The organism is Anaerobium acetethylicum (assembly GCF_900096945.1).
GTDB classification, from domain to species: Bacteria; Bacillota; Clostridia; order Lachnospirales; family Lachnospiraceae; genus Anaerobium; species Anaerobium acetethylicum.
In genome coordinates, this window is the sequence record NZ_FMKA01000005.1 from 61,501 (window position 1) to 77,035 (window position 15,535).

The 15,535-nt window shown below is 43.0% G+C and carries 14 protein-coding genes and 2 tRNA genes; 15 read left to right on the forward strand and 1 reads right to left on the reverse strand.

The genetic code is table 11. From position 1 onward, the window contains the following. Positions 1 to 64 precede the first annotated feature (64 nt). From BJR36_RS06580 to BJR36_RS06615, 8 genes are all read left to right on the forward strand, one after another. Positions 65 to 139: transfer RNA gene (locus BJR36_RS06580), tRNA-Pro, on the forward strand. Positions 140 to 201: 62 nt separating this feature from the next. Then, positions 202 to 275 (forward strand) — tRNA-Arg (locus tag BJR36_RS06585). Between the two features lie 480 nt (positions 276 to 755). Further along, positions 756 to 2,420: a propanediol/glycerol family dehydratase large subunit gene (locus BJR36_RS06590; RefSeq protein ID WP_091231841.1), complete on the forward strand. Its 1,665-nt coding sequence runs from the start codon at positions 756 to 758 to the stop codon at positions 2,418 to 2,420. A gap of 40 nt (positions 2,421 to 2,460) precedes the next feature. Continuing rightward, positions 2,461 to 3,156 carry a propanediol/glycerol family dehydratase medium subunit gene (locus BJR36_RS06595; RefSeq protein ID WP_091231843.1) on the forward strand — a complete coding sequence of 232 codons (696 nt, stop codon included), beginning with the start codon at positions 2,461 to 2,463 and terminating at the stop codon, positions 3,154 to 3,156. Between the two features lie 5 nt (positions 3,157 to 3,161). Then, complete coding sequence (locus BJR36_RS06600; RefSeq protein WP_091232103.1) at positions 3,162 to 3,554, forward strand: diol dehydratase small subunit; 393 nt, start codon at positions 3,162 to 3,164, stop codon at positions 3,552 to 3,554. Continuing rightward, the gene (locus tag BJR36_RS06605) at positions 3,551 to 5,368 is read left to right on the forward strand and encodes a diol dehydratase reactivase subunit alpha (RefSeq protein ID WP_091231846.1); all 1,818 of its coding nucleotides are present in this window, start codon (positions 3,551 to 3,553) and stop codon (positions 5,366 to 5,368) included. The genes BJR36_RS06600 and BJR36_RS06605 overlap by 4 nt, the downstream gene beginning before the upstream one ends. Continuing rightward, complete coding sequence (locus BJR36_RS06610) at positions 5,365 to 5,700, forward strand: glycerol dehydratase reactivase beta/small subunit family protein (RefSeq protein WP_091231848.1); 336 nt, start codon at positions 5,365 to 5,367, stop codon at positions 5,698 to 5,700. The genes BJR36_RS06605 and BJR36_RS06610 overlap by 4 nt, the downstream gene beginning before the upstream one ends. Before the next feature lie 25 nt (positions 5,701 to 5,725). Continuing rightward, positions 5,726 to 6,775: a cob(I)yrinic acid a,c-diamide adenosyltransferase gene (locus BJR36_RS06615; RefSeq protein ID WP_242875485.1), complete on the forward strand. Its 1,050-nt coding sequence runs from the start codon at positions 5,726 to 5,728 to the stop codon at positions 6,773 to 6,775. Between the two features lie 102 nt (positions 6,776 to 6,877). Here BJR36_RS06615 and BJR36_RS06620 read toward each other — a convergent pair whose 3' ends face one another. Next, on the reverse strand, positions 6,878 to 7,309 hold the full coding sequence (locus BJR36_RS06620; RefSeq protein ID WP_091231850.1) for an HIT family protein: 432 nt from the start codon (positions 7,307 to 7,309) through the stop codon (positions 6,878 to 6,880). Positions 7,310 to 8,943: 1,634 nt separating this feature from the next. On the opposite strand from BJR36_RS06620, the gene BJR36_RS06625 reads away from it, so the two are divergent. From BJR36_RS06625 to BJR36_RS06655, 7 genes are all read left to right on the forward strand, one after another. Next, positions 8,944 to 9,990, forward strand: coding sequence for a hypothetical protein (locus BJR36_RS06625; protein WP_091231853.1), 1,047 nt, complete (start codon positions 8,944 to 8,946; stop codon positions 9,988 to 9,990). Between the two features lie 943 nt (positions 9,991 to 10,933). Further along, on the forward strand, positions 10,934 to 11,992 hold the full coding sequence (ulaG, locus tag BJR36_RS06630) for an L-ascorbate 6-phosphate lactonase (protein ID WP_091231856.1): 1,059 nt from the start codon (positions 10,934 to 10,936) through the stop codon (positions 11,990 to 11,992). 21 nt (positions 11,993 to 12,013) lie between these two features. After that, positions 12,014 to 12,469 (forward strand): PTS sugar transporter subunit IIA, encoded by a 456-nt coding sequence (locus BJR36_RS06635; RefSeq protein ID WP_091231859.1) that lies wholly within the window; start codon positions 12,014 to 12,016, stop codon positions 12,467 to 12,469. Positions 12,470 to 12,507: 38 nt separating this feature from the next. After that, entirely contained in the window at positions 12,508 to 13,989 is a 1,482-nt protein-coding gene (locus BJR36_RS06640; RefSeq protein ID WP_091231861.1) for a PTS ascorbate transporter subunit IIC, read from the forward strand. A gap of 43 nt (positions 13,990 to 14,032) precedes the next feature. Continuing rightward, entirely contained in the window at positions 14,033 to 14,323 is a 291-nt protein-coding gene (locus BJR36_RS06645; RefSeq protein ID WP_091231864.1) for a PTS sugar transporter subunit IIB, read from the forward strand. 144 nt (positions 14,324 to 14,467) lie between these two features. After that, positions 14,468 to 15,232: a DeoR/GlpR family DNA-binding transcription regulator gene (locus tag BJR36_RS06650; RefSeq protein WP_091231867.1), complete on the forward strand. Its 765-nt coding sequence runs from the start codon at positions 14,468 to 14,470 to the stop codon at positions 15,230 to 15,232. A gap of 39 nt (positions 15,233 to 15,271) precedes the next feature. Next, positions 15,272 to 15,535 carry an HPr family phosphocarrier protein gene (locus BJR36_RS06655; RefSeq protein ID WP_091231869.1) on the forward strand — a complete coding sequence of 88 codons (264 nt, stop codon included), beginning with the start codon at positions 15,272 to 15,274 and terminating at the stop codon, positions 15,533 to 15,535.

The following is a 15,535-nucleotide window of genomic DNA, read 5'->3' on the forward strand; positions in this document are numbered from 1 at the left end:
CGGGAGCGTGGATGCATTGCCATAGTACAGAGATTCATGTTCTGCTCAGGAAGTTATAAGGTAACGGAGTGTGGCTCAGCTTGGTCAGAGCGCTTGGTTAGGGACCAAGAGGTCGCTGGTTCGAATCCAGTCACCCCGATTTGAAAGTAAATACAAGGTAACTATGAAGGACGTAGTCCAGAATGGTTACAATACAAGTAAGTGCCTGTAGCTCAGTTGGATAGAGCAACGGCCTTCTAAGCCGTGGGTCAGGGGTTCAAATCCCTTCAGGCACGTTTGAATAGTATCGCATCTGTCAGCAGGCAGGTGCGATTTTTTTTCGTCAATTTTCACAGCTTTCGAGAATGAGGACGTCATACAAAACATGTTGATTCGCAACGCGCTCTCGCTTAGATGAAGACGTAGTGGTACGTAAGGCTGCAGAATACGCAGCCAAAGTACCAACGTCTTCATAAAGTTGCTCATCAATTCATGTTTTGTATGACTGTGCTATAGCTGGCGAATGTGCAAATTGACTAAGCCGAACGTTACAAGAGGGCTTTTGATTCTTTTTAAATAAAAGACGCCATACTTCTGTCTGAGGAATAACAGACATAAAATAACTAAAAACCAACCATGAAAACATGCGAAACAGACATAAATAGAATGAAAACCAACAGAATATGGTTGAATCGGATATGCGAATGTGGTATTATATAGAAAAGCTGACAGGATGCTTGTTTGATCTTCAGGAATTAAAATGAAAGGCGGAACCTATGAAACAGTCAAAGAGGATGGAAGCGCTGAGAAGGCGTCCGATAAATAAAGATGGCTATATTAATGAATGGCCTGAAAAAGGATTTGTTGCAATGTCAAGCCCATATGATCCAAAACCTTCAGTTAAGGTCAAGGATGGGATGGTCGTGGAACTTGATGGCAGGAGCAGGGAAGAATTTGACTTCATTGACCAGTTTATTGCCGATTATGCCATACGTGTTGACAGAACGGAAAGAGCGATGGCTATTTCCTCACTTGAAATAGCCAGGAAGATAGTGGATATCAATATTTCAAGGAAAGAGATTCTGGAAATTGTGTCAGGGATAACCCCTGCAAAAATGACAGAGGTGATCAATTACCTGAATGTTGTTGAGATGATGATGAGCATGCAGAAGATGAGGGCTAGAAAGACACCTGCAAACCAGGCACATATTACGAATCTGAAGGATGATCCGGTGCAGATCGCGGCTGATGCGGCGGAAGGCGCATTGAGGGGATTCAGGGAAGAGGAAACTACTGTAGGAATTGCCCGTTATGCACCTTTTAACGCGATTGCCCTTTTTATAGGTTCCCAGGCAGGAAGAAAAGGCGTTCTTACTCAGTGTGCAGTTGAGGAGGCCACAGAGCTGGAACTTGGAATCAGGGGATTTACGACCTATGCTGAAACAATGTCCGTATATGGTACGGAAAAAGTGTTCGTAGATGGGGATGATACCCCGTATTCGAAGGCATTTTTAGCTTCAGCATATGCTTCGAGGGGGCTGAAGACAAGGTTTACTTCCGGATCCGGATCAGAAGTCCTGATGGGAAGTGCAGAACAGAAGTCGATGCTATACCTGGAAACAAGGTGTCTTTATGTGACGAAGGGGGCAGGAACCCAGGGAATCCAGAATGGATCGGTAAGCTGCATCGGAGTCACAGCCAGTGTCCCTTCCGGAATCCGGGAAATCATCGGTGAGAATCTGGTGGCGGCCCTTTTGGGACTTGAATGTGCATCTTCCAATGACCAGAGCTTTTCCAATTCAGACATCAGAAGGACAGCAAGGACCATGCTGCAGTTTCTGCCGGGAACAGACTTTATTTTCTCGGGATATGCGGCGGAGCCTAACTATGACAATCTTTTTGCGGGGTCGAATTTCGATGCAGAGGATTTTGACGATTACAATGTGCTACAGAGGGATATGCAGGTTGACGGAGGCCTGAGGCCTGTTAAAGAGGAAGATGTGATACGTGTAAGATACACTGCGGCAAAGGCAGTACAGGCAGTGTTCAGATATCTTGGACTGACGGAAGTTACTGATGAGCAGGTGGAAGCAGTCACCTACGCCCATGGTAGCAAAGATACGCTTTCGAGGGATGTTGTTGCAGACCTTATGGCTGTTGAAGACCTTATGAAGAGGGGGATTACCGGTGTTGATGTGGTAAAGGCCCTCGCGGAGACAGGATTCGAGGAACTGGCCGATAGCATTCTGAGCATGCTGAAACAGAGAGTGGTTGGAGATTATATGCAGACTTCGGCGATACTGGATGAAGAGTTTCATGTCGTTTCGGCAGTGAACAGGCCAAATGACTATATGGGTCCGGGAACGGGATACCGCGTAGACGGGGAGAGATGGGAAGAAATCAAGGCAATACCGAACATCATCGACCCGGATCATTTTTAGGGGAAGCGTGCAAAAGCCCGGAAAGGAAGTGTGAAAGAGAATGGAAATCAATGAACAGCTGATTGAACAGATAGCGAAAATCGTGTTAGAACAGATCAATGGAAAACCAGAGCCGGCAGCTGCCAGTACATGCACATGCGGCGGACAGCCGGGGAAATGCAACGGAAGCTGTGCGGGGAAAAAATCTCCGGCAGTTAAAACTTCATATGAAGGCTATGCCCCCGCAAAGAAGGGTACGGATCCTAAAGAAGTGGTAGTGGGTGTTGGACCGGCTTTTCAGAAAGAAATCAGAAATACAATAAACGGACTGAATCTGGATGATGTAATCGGGAACATCAAAGCTGGAATCGAAGAAGAAGGCATGGTTCCAAGGGTGGTGAAAGTGCTGAAGACCTCCGATGTCTGTTTTATGGGCCTGGAAGCGGCAAAGATAAGCGGCTCCGGTATTGGAATAGGCCTGCAGTCTAAAGGGACTGCGGTAATCCACCAGAAGGACCTTTATCCGCTTTCAAATCTCGAATTGTTTCCGCAGGCACCTCTGATGACTCTGGAAACCTACAGGGCCATCGGAAAAAATGCTGCGAAATATGTCAAAGGTGAAAAGGTCTCTCCTATTGAAGGACAGAACGATCCCATGGTCAGGGCTAAATACCAGGTCAAGGCTGCACTGATGCATATCAAGGAAACAGAACAGGTGGACGTATCAAGACCTATCATTGAATGGACGGAGGCGTAAGCGAAATGAGATATCCTTTAGGTGAGTATGAAAAAGACTCTATTCGTTCCAAGACGGGAAAAAAATTAAGCCAGATCACACTGGATGAAATAAAAAGAGGAAACGTAACTGCTGACGATATAAAAATTTCAAAGGAAATGCTTCATAAACAAGGGCAGGTCGCGAAAGAAGCAGACAATCCTGAACTGGCAGGAAATTTTGAAAGAGCATCGGAAATGGTTGACATTCCTGACGAGGTCATTCTGGACATGTACAACAGGCTGAGGCCGAACCGATCAACAAAACTGGAGCTTGTGACAATGGCAAAAGAGCTGATTGACAACTATCAAGCTGTAAATTGCGCAAAACTGGTGATGGAGGCGGCAGAAATTTACGAGAAAAGGGGAATCCTTCTTTGAAACTGATTGCAGGCGTGGATATCGGCAATTCAACAACAGAAGTGTGCATCGGCGAAATCGGCGGTGACGGGAAGATGCGCTTTTTATCCTCTTCATCAGTAATGACGACGGGAATGAAGGGCACTGTTGCCAATACTGCAGGCGTCATACATGCGCTGGACGCTGCAATGGGGAAAATCAACAGACCTGTGAGTGAGATCAGCCTGATACGCATAAATGAAGCGGCGCCTGTAATCGGAGACACTGCGATGGAGACGATTACGGAGACGATCATCACGGAATCTTCCATGATCGGACACAATCCGTCGACTCCGGCGGGAGCAGGGCAGGCGGCAGGCACGATCATCTATATTGGTCATCTTCCGGAAGGAAAACCGGGAATTCCCTACATTGTAACGGCAAGCAGCCTTTCAGCATATGACGAGGTAGCTGATGTTATCAACCGTTATGCAAAGAAGCTCGATATTGCCGGATTGATTCTCCAGGCGGATGAAGCAGTGCTTGTGGAGAACCGGCTGGAGCACAAAATTCCGATTGTAGATGAAGTGAAAAGCATAAACAGCATTCCGGAATGGAAAATGGCAGCAATAGAAGTTGCCCTCCCGGGACAGTCTGTACGCATGCTTTCCAATCCGTATGGAATAGCAACGCTGCTGAAACTGGATGCAGACGAGACCAAAGCTGCAACTCCTATTGCAAAAAGCCTGATAGGAAAGAGGAGCGCAGTGGTCATCCGCACCCCCCACGGAAATGTAAAAGAGAATGTTCTGCCGGCCGGTGAGCTATATGTGAAGTCTGATCAGGTCTATCCGGTTAATATAGATTCCGGTGCTGACAGGATTATGGAGGTACTTGGGCAAGCGGGCGAAGTAATAGATATCAGCGGACAGCCGGATACGAATATCGGCAATATGCTGATCAATATAAAGAACGGAATGGGGAACCTGATGGGTGAAGAATCTGGTGAAATCAGGATTACTGACATTCTGGCTGTTGACACGCTGGCTCCTGTGCAGATTTCCGGTTCACTTGCAGGAGAATCCTGCATGGAAAAGGCAGTAGGAGTTGCAGCCATGGTGAAGACAAAGCACCTCCCTATGGAAAAGATTGCAGATGAACTGAAAAGACGTCTGCACATCTATGTGAAGGTGGCCGGAGTGGAAGCGGTAATGGCGGCACTGGGAGCGCTTACAACCCCTGGGACACGACTTCCCCTTGCCATGCTGGATCTTGGAGGCGGGTCTACCGATGCGGCAGTCATCGACAGTGACGGCCGGGTAAAGACCACCCATAAAGCAGGGGCTGGAGAGCTCGTATCAATGATCATCCAGACGGAACTTGGACTTTCGAGCAGGCATACTGCGGAGCAGATCAAGAAATATCCCCTTGCAAAGGTTGAGAGCCTTTTTCATATGAGGCTCGAAAATGGAGCTATGCATTTTTTTGAAAATGCAATAGAACCGAAATATTTTGGAAATGTTGTTCTCCTTCATCCAGAGGAGATGGTTATCATTGACGAAGACATTCCCCTTGAGAAAATTGCAGCAGTTCGGAAAGACGCTAAGCGAAAGGTGTTTGTCAGGAATGCACTCAGGGCACTGACAGAAATTGCACCTGGACATAATCTGAGAAATATCCCGAATGTAGTGCTGGTCGGCGGTTCGGCTGAGGATTTTGAAGTGCCGGAAATGCTGATGGAGGAACTGGCCAACTATAAGATCGTATGCGGACGAGGAAATATCAGAGCATCAGAGGGGCCTAGAAATGCCGTTGCGACGGGGCTGGTTCTGTCATATACAGGGGGGCAGCAATGATTATCAACAGACCTTCAATTAGAATCTATACCTGCCATGCAGATCGTGATATATTGAAAGAAATTTGTGCGGGAATTGAAGAAGAAGGCGTTCTGTACGAAATAGAGGAACGTCAGGAAACAGAACTGGATGTTCTCTGCTATGATGCAGCAAATGAATCAGTTCTGGGAACGGGAGTGGGCGTGGCATTCTCTGAGACAGGCATGCAGATGAAGGGTGTGCCAAAAGGCAGGAATCTGTTTGAAGTCAGCAATCCGACATCGGGACAGTGCAGAATCCTGGGGGCAAATGCTGCCAGGGCTGTCAAGCGAATGCCGTTCAGGATTTTTTAGAAACCATAAGACGGGGGTGAGAAAAGTGTCTGTTAATAAAAACGTGAAGATATATACAAAAGAAGGCGACAATGGAACCACAAGCCTTATGAAGACCCGGAATGTACCAAAAAATGATGACAGAATCCAGCTGCTTGGAACGATCGATGAACTTACAAGCAACCTGGGCCTTTTGAAGGCGTCCGGAATAAGCGTTGAAATAAGGGAACAGTTCGAAAGGATCCAGAAGAATCTTATGACAATCATGGCGGGAATTGCAGATCCCTACAATAAGGATTATCGGTTTGGAGAAGAAGTGGTGGCGGTTCTTGAAGAAGAAATCGACAGACTTGAGGAAGGGTTCCCCCGTGATAAAAAATTCGTACTGCCGGGAAAAAGCAGAATTTCTGCCCAAACGGACATTGCAAGGACTGTGGCAAGAAGAGCTGAGAGATGGATGGTTGCAGTCGACAGGAAATTTACGGTTGATAAGAATGCAAAGAGGTATTTGAACAGGCTTGCTGATTACCTTTATGTGACAGCCCGCTATATGGACTTCCTCGAGGGCGGGATGGATGAAACCACGACACAGATGAAACCAGCAGCAAAATCAGACAAAGGAGCCGTTACCATGACAGATCATGATGTGATACAAGCCGTTCTTGAAAAACTCGGTCAGGGGCTTGGAAGGATTTCCCTTGAATCGGCTAAGAAACTGATTGGAAAAGTAGAAGAAGAATGCGTGAGAAAGGGCCTGAGTGCGGTTATCGCCGTCTGTGGTCCTGATGGAAATCCAGTTGCAATACACGTGATGGACAATGCGTTCCTGGCAAGCTTTGATATAGCAATGAAAAAAGCATACACTTCAGTGGCAGTTAAAATGTCTACCAGAGAACTTGGAAAGCTGGCACTGCCCGGGCAGACTTTCTATGGGATTGACAAAGCTGACAATGGTCGAATGATCATATTTGGGGGCGGTGTACCCCTTAGTATTGAGGGCAGGATCATCGGAGGGCTTGGTGTAAGTGGAGGGACATCCGAACAGGATGCGGAAGTAGCTGATTTTGGACAGTCAGTGCTTGAAAGTATACTATAGCGGTGGTGCCGCAAAGGAAAAGCAGCAGATAAACTTCTTTGTGAAGTATCTGCTGCTTCTTTTAATCATACGGGCATTTATCCTATGAGATGAACGGCCGTCTTATTTGTTTCCTAAATGCTTTTTGATAAGATCGATCACTTCGGTATAGTTTTCGTCGTCGAGATAAATCTGGTCAGGGTTCATCGCAAACACACCGCCCCATTCGAAGTCGTTTTTGTATTTTGGAACCAGATGGAAATGCAGGTGGTGTCCGGTATCGCCATATGCTCCGTAGTTGATTTTGTCTGGATGGAAAGCGGCATGAAGGGCTTTTGCAACCTTGTTGACATCGGTAAAGTAATCGTTGCGTTCCTCATCTGTCAGTTCAACTATTTCGCTGACATGTTTCTTGTGCGCTACAATAACGCGGCCTTCGTGGCTTTGTTCCTTAAAAAGATATACGTTTGAAGTTTTCAGCTCGCAGATTTTGATTCCAAATTTCGCGACTAAATCGCCTTCCATGCAGTATGCGCAATTAGTATCTTTCGTCATGTCGGTTCCTCTTTTCTTATAGTATTTTTCTTCGTTGTGTGGTATGGCAATAATTTGACCGGTTTGAAAAATCACCATACAATTATATTAAAACATTATCCGAAAAAGTCAAGAAAAAACAGGAATGTCTATAATGCTTAAAAATATAGAATTAAATGTGAAATATTGTATTAACAGAAAACAGCAGAAATAAATCAATAACAAAAGAAATTATTTAAGAAATATACAAAATACATATTTTGGTGATGCTATTGAAAGGTTTATTTATACAAATAGCACAATTTATAAATAAATGAATAAAATAAAGGTATAAAAATGCATAAATTTATTGACAAAAACAAAGAAAGATAGTAAGATATGCATATGAAAAGAAAAATCTTTTAAATATGAAAATAAAAAAAGAAGGAAGCGAGGGTAGTGAATAGAGAAACTAAATATTTAAAAGATTACATTAATTGGATTTATTTGAACCTGATTTTGGCTGATGCTAAAGCAAGAAAAATAAATACATAAGACAGATGAAATCGAAGATGAGAATTAGAATTTGGAACCAGATAACAAGCAGACAGAAAGGGAATTAGAGGCCACAGAAAAGAATAAGTAAGAGATCGGAATAAGGCATCAGTTCAAGCCGTTAAGGTTAGGTATCAGGTTACTCCACCAAGTTTAAGACATTAAAATCAGACACCAGACATCAAAAGTAAATATCAAAGTAAAGGCATCAAAGTTGAGACATCAAGGTTAAGGAATTAAAGAAAAAATCAAGATTAAAACATCAGGGGTAAGGTATTGCGATTTAAACATCAAGATTAAATGAAGACCAGAAACAGAATGAAATGCAGAAATGGAACCGTTAACCTGCTGACAGAAAGGGAATGGCATAATTAGTCTTATATTTAATACACTGCGCATGGGTGGTGCGCAAGTGAAAAGTACTTGAAACAGAGAATTAAGGAGAAAGGTATTAAAAAAATAGCAACTGTTCAGGATTGCGTTAATATAGTGAACAGCTGCATGCAATTGAAATGCTGAACGGATAACTGCAGGATATATGGACATTATATTTGAGGAAATGAAGCGGGCAGGAGGTAGAATGGCATAATCACAGACGAATAGTAGAAATATAGTAACTGATCAGAACCTTATCAGTTGCGAAAATTAAGATAAACATTTTGATCCCGACATCATTTATATCCAGCAAAGCAATAGTAAAAAGCAAAAAATATTAGAAATGTAATGATAACCGGACCAGCTTTGGTATGGTTCGAGCAGGAAAATTCAAAAGTGTGATTATGGCGGTACAGCTATCGAGCTGTATCGCCATTTTCTGGTTAACAGGAAGAAAGATCCCATAGTAACTGTATCATGTACTAAGATTAGTGAGCCGGCACTGGTGAATTGAAATGTTTTATGATAATTTTAAAAAGATATAATGCTTCAAAAAGACATTTAATTCATAAAAAAACCGTATAACGAGCATTAACAAGTAAAACGAACATAAAAAAGCGGAAATGAACATTGCATAATCTATTGCGTTGTGCTACTCTGAGTCTAGAAAAAGGATGCTTCATAATGGTTTGTTTGTTTGTTTGTTTGAATGGAAATGATGATCGTCAACCTAATTGGAGGTAATTATGAAGATAAATAAAAAAGTAATTTCAAATCTGGACAAATGTTATTCGATAGCGCCGCTGTATTATAAGGGAAAACAGCATATTCTCGTTGCGGCTGAAAAGACAGATAAATGCATTATGTTTGATATCAATGGAGAAACAGAAGAGACGGTCTGGGACGAACCGGGTGGTGTCATGACAATGGTTCAGGTGCCGGGAACGGATGGACAATTCCTTGCAACTCATAAATTCTATTCGCCAAATGACTCGAAGGAAGCAAAAATAATCGTTGCTACCCCGAAAAAAGAAGGCGGCTGGGAAATAAGAACATTGGCTGAGTTGCCCCATGTGCATCGTTTTGACATCCTTCAGAGAAATGGTGTGAAATATCTGATTGCATGTACCTTAAAATCCGGACATGAATTTAAAGAGGACTGGTCAATGCCGGGAAAAGTATATGCCGCTGTCCTTCCGGATGATTTGAGCGTATATAATCAGGATAACCAGCTGCAATTGACGGTCGTCAAAGATGGTATGCTGAAAAACCATGGGTATTATAAAGTGGTAGAAGACGGAGTTGAAACATCTGTTATTTCTTCAGAACAGGGTGTCTTTCGGTTCTTTCCTCCAGAATCGGCTGCGGGGGAATGGAAGATTGAACAGCTTCTTGATACGCCGAGCAGCGATGCAGTGCTTGTAGACCTCGATGGGGATGGAGAAAAAGAACTGGTGGTTCTGGCGCCGTTCCATGGAGCGAGCATTAGCATCTATCATAAGAAAAACGAAAGCTATGAGAAGGTTTATGACTATCCGGAACCGGCGGAATTCACTCATGCAATCTGGGGAGGAATTCTCGGTGGAAGGCCGGCGGCTGTTGTAGGTCACAGGCAGGGCTGTAGAAATCTGATCGCGTTTACTTATAATAAAGAAAAAGGAAGCTATGAGACAGAAAATATAGATGAAAATTGCGGACCAGCGAATATATATCATTATGTGAATGAAGGAAAAGATATTTTCATTGCAACAAACCGTGAAATTAATGAAGTAGCGATGTATATAATAGAATAGCAATAGTCATAGTGGAAGACTTGAAGGATGCGGCATAAGCTGCATCCTTTTTTTGGGGGTGGAGTGTCAAGAGCTCATTTATATAATGGTATTCGTCAATTTGCACAGGTTTTATGAATGAGGACGTGATACAAAACATGTTGATTCGCAGCGCGCTCTCGCTTAGATGAAGACGTAGTGGTACGTAAGGCCGCAAAGTACGCGACCTAAGTACCAACGTCTTCATAAAGCTGCTCATCAATTCATGTTTTGTATCACTGCGCGATAGATGGCGGCTGTGCAAATTGACTAGGCTGAAGGTTACAAGAGGGCTTTGAAATAAGTTGATTTGCAGTCGGGCTTGTGGTATTTGATTGACTATCGTCAATCAGCCCTCCGCACTGCAAAGTGTTTTCGCCTTCAAGTTTTGGGTTAGTGGAGCTGAAACGGCGAAACCACTTTGTTCTAAAGCTGCTCATCAATTCATGTTTTGTATCACTGCGTCATAGATGGCGGCTGTGCAAATTGACTAGGCTGAAGGTTACAAGAGGGCTTTAAAAATAGGTTGATTCGCAGCGCGCTTTCGATCAGATGAAGACACACCATGGTTTGACTGTTCGGTAGTCCGGTGATGCGCAAGAAGAATATGTCGCAGAGGCGACTGCATATCAGGGCGCGAGTTTCGCAAGCTAAACTCTTTGTTCACACAGTGGAAAAGTTCATAAAATAAGAAAATGAACATATAAAACAAAAATACCACGGTAAAAATGAACAATAAAGAACGTATAATATCGTATAAATGTCACAAATAACACAAAGTAATCATAAAATAACACAAATAATCATTTAAAACCATTGAAATAATCATATGCAATGCTATAATAAGAAAAACAAACAAATAAATGATTTGAAATGAGCATCTGTTAAGCAATTTAACGTTTATCTATTTTAAGGAGGAAGAGTAATGAGTCAAATTGATGGTATTACAAGAGAAAAGTGGATTTTAGGAGCATTTCCGGAATGGGGAACATGGCTTAATGAAGAAATCGATCAGGAAGTAGTGGCACCAGGAACTTTTGCAATGTGGTGGATAGGATGTACAGGCCTCTGGGTCAAGTCAGAGAACAGCACCAATATCGCAATCGACTTATGGTTTGGAAATGGAAAACGTTCTAAAAAGACAACGGAAATGGAAAAATACCATCAGATGAGAAATATGACTGGCGGAAGGATGACACAGCCAAATCTTCGTGCGGCTCCTGTTGTTTACGATCCATTTGCAGTTACGACGGTTGATGCAGTGCTGTCAACACATTATCATAATGACCATATCGATCCTTTTTTTGCAGCGGCTGTACTTAAGAACTGCGCACCTGATGTTCCGTTCATAGGACCAAAGAAGAGCGTCGAAAAATGGTTAAGCTATGGAGTTCCGGCAGACAGGTGCAAAACGGTAGTACCGGGAGATGTGATTAAAATCAAAGATTGTGAAATCGTAATCCTTGATTCTTTCGACCGTACATGCCTGGTTACAGCTGATGAAGATATCAAAGGCGTATGCCCTACGGATATGGATGAAAAAGCTGTCAACTACCTGATCAAGACTCCGGCAGGAAGCATCTATCACAGCGGTGACTCTCATTACTCAACTTACTATGCAAAACATGGTAAAGACCACAAGATTGATGTGGCGCTTGGCTCATACGGAGAAAACCCGGCAGGAAACCAGGACAAGATGACTTCGGTTGATGTTCTCAGAATGGCTGAAGCTTTACAGTGCAAGGTCGTGATACCATTCCACTATGACGTATGGACTAATTTCAAAGCTGATCCGGCAGAAATAACAATGCTTTATGAATTTAAGAAATATGCACTTGATTACAAATTTGTACCATTCATCTGGGATGTCGGTGGAAAATTCGTATATCCGAATGATATGAACAAGAGACAGTACCATTACCGCAGAGGTTTTGAAGACTGCTTCACAGATGAACCGAATGTTCCATTCCGTTCGATTCTGTAACAGTCTGAGAAAGGGGAAAACATGTTAAGAGAATTTGTTGAAAAGAACCACTATATATTCGTTGATAAAATAGATACATGGGAAGAATCAATCAGAATCGGCTGCAAGCCTATAGAAGCTGACGGTACTGTTGACCCGCGTTATGCTGAACAGATTATAGAGTGCGTTAAGAAATACGGACCATACATAATCATTATTCCAAATGTTGCGATGCCTCACTCCCAGGAAGGCGCGGAGGGTGTCAATAAAACGGCAATCAGCTTTATGAAAGTGAAAGAAGCCGTTCATTTTGAAGAAGGCAATCCGGAAAAGGATGCGAACCTGTTCTTTACGCTGGCTTCCTGCAATCCGGACGAACATATGGCAAATATGGTGAAACTTTCGGAAATGCTCATGAATGAAGAGCTTGTTGAAGAGCTGCTGAAAGCGGAAGGCCCGGAAGATTTGTTGAGACTTCAGGAGAAATATTTAGACTAGTACACAAATACAAAGAGGTTTAACAGGGAGGAAAAAAGATGGATATCTTATTGGCGATTTGGACATATATAGTGGAGAACATTCTTAAACAACCAGCATTTTTCATCGGTTTAATGGTACTTGTAGGTTACATATTATTGAGAAAACCTTGGTATGACTGTCTTTCAGGCACTATCAAAGCAGTCGTTGGATACATGATCTTACTCGTAGGTTCAGGCGGACTTGTAGGCAACTTCAGACCTGTACTTGTAGGATTAAAAGACCGTTTCAATCTGAGTGCGACCGTTATTGATCCCTATTTTGGACAGAATGCAGTAACTGCAGGCGTAGAAGAGGTTTTTGGAAAATCCTTCTCACAGGTTATGGTACTGGTGCTTATTGCATTCGTAGCGAACATCCTGTTGGTACGTTTTAGAAAAATCACTAAGTTACGTGCTGTATTCACGACCGGACATGTTCAGGTTCAGCAGGCTTCAACAGCATACTGGCTTATCTTATTCGCACTTCCTGGATTAGCTACAAACAATACGGCAATCCTGATAGTAATGGCATTGATCCTTGGATTATACTGGGCGGTAGGATCTAACATGACAATCAAGCCAAGCCAGGAACTGACAGACGGTGCAGGATTCTGTATCGCTCACCAGCAGATGTTTGGTATCGCATTGTTCTCTGCCATAGCTGAAAGAATGGGCAAGAGCACAAGAGGAAAGAAATCAAAGAAACTCGAAGATATCGAACTTCCAGGATTCATGTCAATCTTCAACGAAAACATGGTTTGTACATCACTCCTTATGTTCCTCTTCTTTGGAATCATACTTGTTGTATTAGGAAAAGATTATCTGGTAGAAGCGAAGTTCATGCTGGAAACAGACAGCTTCCTGTTCTACATCATGAAAACATGTTTGAATTTTGCAGTATATTTAGCAATCCTCCAGTTAGGCGTACGTACTTTCGTAACAGAACTGACAACTGCTTTCCAGGGAATTTCAAACACAATCTTACCTGGTGCAGTACCTGGCGTTGACTGTGCAGTAGCATACGGATTCGGTTCACCAAATGCAGTACCGATCGGATTTATAGCAGGCGCTGTTGGACAGTTCCTTGCAATAGGCGCGCTGATCCTGTTAAAGAGCCCTGTATTGATCATCGCAGGATTCGTTCCTGTATTCTTTGACAATGCAACAATTGCAGTATATGCAAACAATAAAGGCGGATTAAGGGCAGCAGTTATACTTCCATTTATCTCAGGCCTCTGCCAGGTATTTGGTTCAGCTCTGATCGCAGGCTGGGTTGGAATGGCAGCTTACGGCGGATATTTAGGAATGTGGGACTGGGCAGTTGTATGGCCGGTGTTCACAGTAGTTATGAAATACTTAAGCTACGCAGGTCTTGCTATTGTGGTTATCGCATTGATCGCAATTCCGCAGATCGAGTACAGAATGGACAAAGAAGGATACTTCCTGCTTACTGACGATTACGAAGCGTATAAAGAAAGAAAAGCTCAGGCAAAAAAGTAAATTGAAGTGATATATAAGTTAACATGAAAGGAAGGTAATTATTATGTTGAATATTTTAGTAGCATGTGCAAATGGCGCAGGAACAAGCTTGATGATGAAACTGACTTTGGAAAAGGTTGTTAAAGCATTGGGAATTAAAGTTGGAAAGATACACCATTGCTCGCTTTCTGAAGGAAAGAGTGCAGCTACCCAGTATGATGTGGTATTCTGTCCGCTGAACTTCATAACCATGTTCAAAGATGCAGAGGCAAAAGGGGTTCATGTAATCGGTTTGAAAAATGTTCTGTCACAGGCTGAAATGGAAGAAAAATTAAAAGCTTCAGGCCTGGTTTGATTCTGACGATATAATTAAAAAGGTGTTTCCGGAAGGGGCACCTTTTTATAGCAGATTAATAGCAGCCGTTCAGGTCTGTTGTCCCGTGAAGGGCACTCTCCTGAACCGCTGCGATTCATATTGAAAAGACGAAGGTGATAGATCTTGAAGAAAAAACGAAGCATAGTGGATAATCGGAGAAATTCGATTCTGGAAGAATTAAGGGCTAACGGAGAAATAAAAGCGGATGCCCTTGCAAAAAAGTATCAGGTAACACCGCTGACGATCCGAAGGGATCTGCAGTGGCTGGAAGACAACAATAAAATCGAGAGGTTTTATGGCGGAGCCGTTTTGGCAGATAAAGAAACTGCCAGTGTGGATGAAGTCGATGAATGCAAGAATATGATTGCAAAATATGCAGCAAGCCTTGTTGAAGACGGAGACAGCATATACATAAATACAAGCATGACTGCCCTCAGGATGATCGAATACCTTGGAAACAAAAGGGTTACCGTCATAACGAATAATGGCAGGGTTTTTGCTATGAAGATTCCGGAATCAATACAGGTTATCATAACGGGGGGCGAACTGAGGTATCCCAAATACGCTATGGTCGGTAACTTTGCCCAGAGAAATCTTGGGAAAGTCACAGTCAAGAAAAGTTTCCTTGGATGCAGCGGACTTACGGCTGAAAAAGGCATGACCACTGAAATCATGAATGAAGCACCTATTAACAGCATGATGGTGAAAAATGTGGCCGGTGCCGCCTATATCCTTGCAGATCATACTAAGATCGGTGTTGACAGCAGTTTTGTCAGCGTGGGAACAGAAAACATTACCCATGTCATAACAGACGAAAAAGCTTCTGAAGAGGAGCTGGAGAAACTGCGCGAGCGCAGGATTAAGGTCATCCAGGTTAAAAAGCAGTAGTGCTGCGTGATATGATAAGAGAAGGGAAGAGGGAAAAATATGGTAAGCCAGAAAATAAAGGTTATTAACAAATCAGGACTTCATTTAAGGCCGGCAGGAGAACTTACTAAAATTGCAGGAAAATGTTTGTCGGATATTACGCTTGTCAAAGGCGAAAAGAGAGTAAACCCTAAGAGCGTATTGATTTTAATGAGTGCCGGAATTATGTGCGGAGATGAAATCATTGTTGAATGTGATGGACCTACAGAAGAGGAAGATTTAAAGACAATTGTTGCAGCTATCGAAAGCGGATTAGGAGAATAA